The sequence below is a fragment of the Oribacterium sinus genome (genome assembly GCF_963553175.1).
Lineage (GTDB): Bacteria > Bacillota > Clostridia > Lachnospirales > Lachnospiraceae > Oribacterium > Oribacterium sinus_B.
On record NZ_CAUVME010000060.1, the window covers coordinates 1 to 6386 of the forward strand.

Below are 6386 nucleotides of genomic sequence, written 5' to 3' on the forward strand. Positions count from 1 at the left end.
TAAGAACTAGGACAAAGCCACATTCAATGCCATCATACCCACAAGAATTAGGACAAAGCCACATTCAATGCCATCATACCCACAAGAATTAGGACAAGGCCACATCCAGGGCCATCATTACCGTAAAGCCTAAGGCAAAAAGCAGAACCCCTATATTACTGTGCTCTCCCTCCGACATTTCCGGAATCAACTCTTCCACTACTACATAGAGCATAGCTCCCGCCGCAAAAGATAGGAAGATGGGCATATAGGGAGCAAATACCGGTGCAAAGAAAATCATCAGTAGGGCCCCAAGGGGTTCTACTGCGCCGGATAATACACCATTTAAAAAGGCTTTTCCCTTGCTTTGCCCCTTACTGTGAAGAGGCAAGGAAATAATGGCTCCCTCCGGGAAGTTTTGTAAGGCAATTCCCAAGGCTAGGGCCAGGGCAGCTCCGGCGGTAATATTAACTTCTCCTGTCAAAAGTCCTGCAAACACTACCCCCACCGCCATTCCTTCCGGAATATTATGAAGGGTTACCGCAAGAAGCATCATCGTAGTCCTTTGAAAAGAACTGGGCATTCCTTCAGCTTGATCTGTATTCTGATGCAAGTGTGGGATAATCTTATCCAATGCCAATAAAAACAAGGTTCCCAGCCAAAATCCCACAAAGGCGGGAAGAAAGGCCAGCTTTCCCAAATGAGCACTCTCTTCCATAGCGGGAATCAGCAAGCTCCAAATAGAAGCTGCTACCATAACTCCTGCAGCAAATCCTGTTAGCCCCTTCTGCACATTGGGATGAAAATCCCGTTTCATAATGAAAACACAGGCCGCTCCCAAGCTTGTTCCAATAAAGGGAATCAATATACCCCAAAAAACTACCATATTCATAGAAACTCCTTTTACTACTCTTTATTTATCTTTCATAATCTTTATTTCGCACTATTAATTTCATTCAATTATATTGTTTGCAATTTTATTAATTTAGTATATCTGAATCCGTGAAATATGGCAAGAAAGAATCTCTATTCCCAAGTCTTCCAAATATCCGGACAATACCCTACCGTGGCCTGCTTCCCATTTCTCACGATGGGCTGCTTTAATACCATGGGATGCTCTAAGACTTTCGCAAATTTGTCTTCCTTCGCAAGATAACGAACCAGTTGATATGCTTCCCGCTCCTTCGTTTTTTCATCCATCATCTCTTCCAAATCCCCCACAGCAGAAAGAACGGATTGTAATTCTCCCTTGCTGATTCCCTTTTCTTTCAAATCTACAGCCTGAAATTTAATCCCTCTTTCCTTAAAATAGCGTTCCGCCTTCTTTGTATCCTGGCTCTTCTTTGTTCCAAATATCTGAATATTCATAAAATACTCCCCCAAAATTCCTCTACGAAAAACTCTCCTCTTTGTGATACTTCTATTTTGAGTATATCTATTTCTTTTTACGTCCAAATCATTCTAAAAAATATATCTCTCCTTCGTCAAGTTACAGCTTGATTCCGGGCTACAAGCTGCCGTTCTGTTCCCAAAAAATATTATCCTTCGCCTCGTACTATTTTTTTATTCTTAATATTTACACTATACTTTTTTTATAATTATTGGTATTATTTACTATGATTATTCAAATTGTTTATAGAAAAATTATACTAATTTATCAATTTATTCTAATTCCCTATATATATTCGGGAATTCAAAGAGATGTCTCTGGAAAAATATAAGAATACTTCGGAAATTTGCTTGGCTTATACCTATGACAGATACAGGGACAAAAGAAAATACAGGAAAAAAGAAAATATAATGATAAGAGAAAATGCAGTGACGAAAGGAAGCACAGTAAAAAGCAAATGAAAGAGATTTATTTAGACCAGGGAGCCACCTCCTACCCCAAAGCTCCGGGAGTAGGCATGGCTATGGCAAACTATATCGACAATATCGGTGCCAGTATGAACCGGGGAAGCTATGGAAAGGCTATGGAAGTGGGAAATCTCGCCATTCGTCTCCGAGAAAGGGCTTGTAAGCTTTTTGCCTTTCAGGATCCCAGCCATGTGATTATTACTCCGGGAGCCAGCATTGGTTTGAATATGCTGATTATGCCCCTCTTTCAAGAGGGAGGACACGTGATTATCAGTCCCTTAGAACACAATGCAGTACGAAGACCTTTGGAGATGCTTTTGCAAAGAAAGAATCATCCCATTTCTCTAAGTACATTCCCCTATGATTTAGCTTTAAACGGAGATTTCAGCCCGCTGGAAAAGCTGATTCGTCCGGATACCAAGGCAGTAATCATGCTTCATGCCTCCAATGTAAGCGGAGAGATTTTTCCGGTGGAAGCTATCGGAAAAATTTGTAAAGAAAAGGGCATTGATCTGATTTTGGACGCTTCCCAAAGCGGAGGACACATCCCCATTGATTTTGAAAAAATGAATCTTTCCGCCCTGGTTCTTCCGGGACACAAGGGTTTACTGGGTCCTCAGGGCATCGGCCTTACCCTACTCCGGGAGGATTTTGCAAAAAAACTTCCCCCTTATCTGTTCGGAGGAACCGGAAGCGTATCGGAAAGTCTTACTATGCCAGGCTTCATGCCGGATAAATTCGAGCCCGGCACCCCAAATATTCCGGGAATCTACGGTTTGGAAAAAGCCCTACAATTTATCGAAGAAACCGGAGTGGAAGTCATAGAAGTATATACCAAACAGCTTCATCAGAGATTTTTGGAAGGTCTCTATGAAATAAAAGGAAAGAATTTGATACGAATACCGGGAAAGGAGGGACGAGAAAACAGCGGTGTGGTCAGCATTGATTTTTGCACTATGGACAATGCTTTAGTTTGCAACAGATTGGCAAGCCGGTATGGCATCATGACCCGTCAGGGCTTGCACTGTGCGCCGATAGCACATCAATGTTTTGGCACGGAAAAAAGCGGAACTGTACGTTTTTCCTTCGGCTTCTTTAACAGGATGGAAGAAATAGACCGGACTCTGCTGGCTATTCAGGAAATTCTTTCCTAATCTCCCGAAAGGGATGCATTTTCACAACACACATTTACATCAAAGGAGAAAAACATGAAAAGCAAATTCACTGATGCCAGTATCCTACTGGCCGGCTTAGCCACAGGCCTTGCCGCGTTAATTCTGACCAAGATGGGAAATCCCGCCAACATGGGATTCTGTATTGCTTGCTTCTTACGAGATTTAGCCGGAGCGATCGGCTTACACCAGGCAGCCAAGGTACAGTATCTTCGTCCGGAAATCATCGGAATCGTATTGGGAGCTTTTGCACTTTCTTTCATCCAGAAGGAATGGAAGCCAAAAGCAGGTTCCTCCCCCGCCACCAGATTTCTCTTAGGAATTGTGGTGGTAATCGGCGCTCTCGCCTTCTTAGGCTGCCCCTTAAGAATGGTTATTCGTCTTGGCGGTGGAGACTTTAACGCCATTACCGGACTTGTAGGATTCGTTATCGGAATTTTCATCGGTATTATCTTCCTGCAAAAGGGCTTTTCCTTGAATCGTGCATATCCTGTTGCCCCTGCTGAGGGACTGGTGCTTCCCGGACTTTTCTCCCTCTTGTTCCTGCTATTTATCACCGTTCCTGCTATTTTTTTCTTAAGTACAGAGGGACCGGGGGCAAAGCATGCTCCAATTTTTGCATCCTTTGCCGTGGCATTTGTGGTAGGAGCTTTGGCACAGAAGGCAAGGCTTTGTACCGTCGGTGGAATCCGTGATTTCATCCTTTTCAGAGATACCCGCCTTTTATCCGGCTTCGTTGTGATTTTACTGACCATTCTGATTGGAAACTTGGCCTTAGGAAGCTTTAAGCCCGGATTCCCTCTTCAACCTATCTCCCACAGCAATCATCTATGGAACCTGCTGGGGATGATTTTAGTTGGCTGGGCTTCCGTGATGCTTGGAGGATGCCCCTTTAGACAGCTGGTGCTTTCTGCAGAAGGAAACGGAGATTCCATGGTAACCGTTCTGGGAATGATTGTTGGTGCAGGTCTTGCCCATAATTTCAAGCTTGCAGGAAATCCGGATTCCTTAAATGATGCCAAGGAATTTGTACTGGGCGGTCTTTCCAACTATGGAAAGGTGGCAGTAGTTGCCTGCTTCTTTATCCTGCTGATTGTTTCTGTTTTGAATCTTCCCAAGAAAAATGCTGGACAGCTGGCGGCCTAAGCAATAAATGATTAAAAAATACTATTTTATAAATGACAGAACTATCGGAACTTTTCGCCGGTTCCGGTAAAATATACTATTACATACGATTGTATAAGGAGGTAGTTATGGTAGACGCAAGAGGATACTCCTGCCCTGTACCTGTAGTTATGGCAAAGGAAAGTATAGAGAAAAATCCCGGAGCTGATTGTGAAATCCTGGTAGACAGCATGGTTTGTGTAGAAAATATTACCCGTTTCGGAGAAGGAAAGGGATATAAGGTTTCCTATGAAAAACAGGGAGAGGATTTCAAGATTTTACTAAAGAAATAAGACAGAATAGAGCTTATTAGGAGAATGATTTATGAAAGAATATATCGCAACCTTCCACACCCATTTTTCCGCCATGATGAGCGGAAAAAAAATGGAGGCCGCAGGGATTTCCTATAGTCTGGAGCCGGTTCCCAGAAGCCTCTCCTCTTCCTGTGGAACCTGCATTCGTTTTCAAGCTGAGGATTGGAAAGAGGAATGGATGGACAAGGATTGTGACAGCATTTATGAAGTATTGGGAGAGAAAGACAAGAATCCGGAATACCAGAAAATCATTAGCTTAAGTTAAGAATCCGGAATATCAAAAAATCATCAGCTTAAGTTAAGAGTGAAGAAGCTCTGATTCTCTCAAGAGATTTAAACCTTTTTCGTATACAAGACTCTTAGGTAGGAGGTCTCCCCTCCTACCTTTTCTAATTCTTCCCTTGTATACTCTTCTTCCGGGAAATCCGGAAAAAATCGGTCAGCATCCGGGACTTCCATATCCACATAAGTCATATAGATTTTATCTGCAAGGGGAAGTGCTTCCTGAAATATTTCTGCTCCTCCTGCAATAAAGATTTCTTCTTGCCCCGCTCTTTCTATTGCTTCCTGTAAAGATTTTACAGTATATAAATTTTCTCCGGAGAAGACCTTTGTTTTGGATACAACGATATTTGTTCTATTTGGAAGAGGATGGCCGACTTCCTCATAGGATGTTCTCCCCATAATCACCACATGTCCGGTGGTCAGTTCTTTAAACTGCCTTTGCTCTCCGGGAATCTTCCAGGGCATCTTTCCCTCTTTTCCGATGGCACCGCCTTTAGCCACAGCAACAATGATAGAAATCATTTTGAAACACTCCTCTTAGTCTTCCAAGCTCTTAAGCCCCAATTCTTCCGGAAGGAAACGAGGATTTACATTTTCCGAGGTGCCAAGGACGGAAGCTGCCAGTTTGGTACCGATTTCACAGGCCTCCATCAGATTCTTACCATACGTCAGTCCCATAGCCACTCCCGCAAAAAAGGCGTCTCCTGCTCCTGCGGTATCGATCACATGGACTTTCTTTGCCTTACAATGTCCGAAATGCCCATTTTGCTCCGCATAAATGGCTCCCTGACTGCCTAAAGTCATAATCATCTGTGGGAACTGCGCCTTTACCACATAGGAGGAAAGAGAGCTTGCCATCTCCTCCAAATTCATTTCCTCAAAGTCCTCGGAAAAGAGCATCCCCGCCTCCTGCTGATTACAAACAATACAGGCAGTGGTCTTTAAAAGGTCTCTTCTTTCTAAGGCAATGGACATATTGGAAACAGCTGCATATATCTTTTTATTGTATTTCTCAGCCAATTGAAAAATCTGCTTTAAAAGCTTGGAATCCATATCAATTTCTACAATAACACTATCACAGCGAGAGAACAAAGAGTCTCCCTGCTCCGAAAGTACCTCCTCCAGCTTAGAAAGGTCCGGCCTTTGGGAAATAGAGCCCCTAAGCTCCCCTTCCGTATCAAAGATAGCCAGCCAGGTTCCTAAGCCCCCTTCAATTCGCCGGATATAATTGGTATTTACCTTATGACGCTTTAGTTTCTGTACTACCTCTTCTCCAATAGCATCCTTATCCACTACGGAAATAAAGGTAGGACGAAGCTCCACATTGGCAATATCCTCCACAATATTTCGGCTCACACCTCCATGAACCTTCACCACCTTTCCGGCGTTTCTTCCATCCGGCCGATACAAAGAAAAAGGATAACCCTTTATGTCCACAAAAACCGCGCCAAAAACCAAAATACCGATTCGCTCTTCCATCATTTTCCCTTTCATACTTTTAGCACTGCATGTCTTATTCCTTCTGCTTTTCGCTTTTCGCTTTTCGCTTTTCGCTTTTCGCTTTTCGCTTTTCGCTTTTCGCTTTATTCTACTGAAGGATGAATTTTCTGACAAG

Annotated in this window: 8 protein-coding genes; 4 read left to right on the plus strand and 4 right to left on the minus strand. The window is 43.1% G+C overall.

Annotated elements, in window-relative coordinates; all coding sequences use genetic code 11:
- Positions 1-88 precede the first annotated feature (88 nt).
- Both RYO92_RS10580 and RYO92_RS10585 read right to left on the minus strand, forming a co-directional pair.
- Positions 89-871 (minus strand): ZIP family metal transporter, encoded by a 783-nt coding sequence (locus RYO92_RS10580; RefSeq protein WP_007155766.1) that lies wholly within the window; start codon positions 869-871, stop codon positions 89-91.
- A 134-nt stretch (positions 872-1005) separates the two neighbouring features.
- Entirely contained in the window at positions 1006-1347 is a 342-nt protein-coding gene (locus tag RYO92_RS10585; protein WP_315370352.1) for an arsenate reductase family protein, read from the minus strand.
- Positions 1348-1826: 479 nt separating this feature from the next.
- On the opposite strand from RYO92_RS10585, the gene RYO92_RS10590 reads away from it, so the two are divergent.
- The 4 genes from RYO92_RS10590 (at position 1827) to RYO92_RS10605 (ending at position 4751) form a co-directional block, all read left to right on the plus strand.
- Entirely contained in the window at positions 1827-2990 is a 1164-nt protein-coding gene (locus tag RYO92_RS10590; RefSeq protein WP_315370353.1) for an aminotransferase class V-fold PLP-dependent enzyme, read from the plus strand.
- 54 nt (positions 2991-3044) lie between these two features.
- Positions 3045-4154: a YedE family putative selenium transporter gene (gene yedE, locus RYO92_RS10595; RefSeq protein WP_315370354.1), complete on the plus strand. Its 1110-nt coding sequence runs from the start codon at positions 3045-3047 to the stop codon at positions 4152-4154.
- A gap of 107 nt (positions 4155-4261) precedes the next feature.
- Complete coding sequence (locus RYO92_RS10600; RefSeq protein WP_040648222.1) at positions 4262-4465, plus strand: sulfurtransferase TusA family protein; 204 nt, start codon at positions 4262-4264, stop codon at positions 4463-4465.
- A gap of 31 nt (positions 4466-4496) precedes the next feature.
- Positions 4497-4751 carry a DUF3343 domain-containing protein gene (locus tag RYO92_RS10605; RefSeq protein WP_007155761.1) on the plus strand — a complete coding sequence of 85 codons (255 nt, stop codon included), beginning with the start codon at positions 4497-4499 and terminating at the stop codon, positions 4749-4751.
- A 68-nt stretch (positions 4752-4819) separates the two neighbouring features.
- Here the strand turns inward: RYO92_RS10605 and RYO92_RS10610 are convergent, their stop codons facing one another.
- Both RYO92_RS10610 and RYO92_RS10615 read right to left on the minus strand, forming a co-directional pair.
- Positions 4820-5293, minus strand: a complete 474-nt coding sequence (locus tag RYO92_RS10610) for a dihydrofolate reductase (RefSeq protein WP_315370355.1) — start codon at positions 5291-5293, stop codon at positions 4820-4822.
- Positions 5294-5308: 15 nt separating this feature from the next.
- Complete coding sequence (locus RYO92_RS10615) at positions 5309-6253, minus strand: carbohydrate kinase family protein (RefSeq protein WP_315370356.1); 945 nt, start codon at positions 6251-6253, stop codon at positions 5309-5311.
- Between the last annotated feature and the right edge of the window lie 133 nt (positions 6254-6386).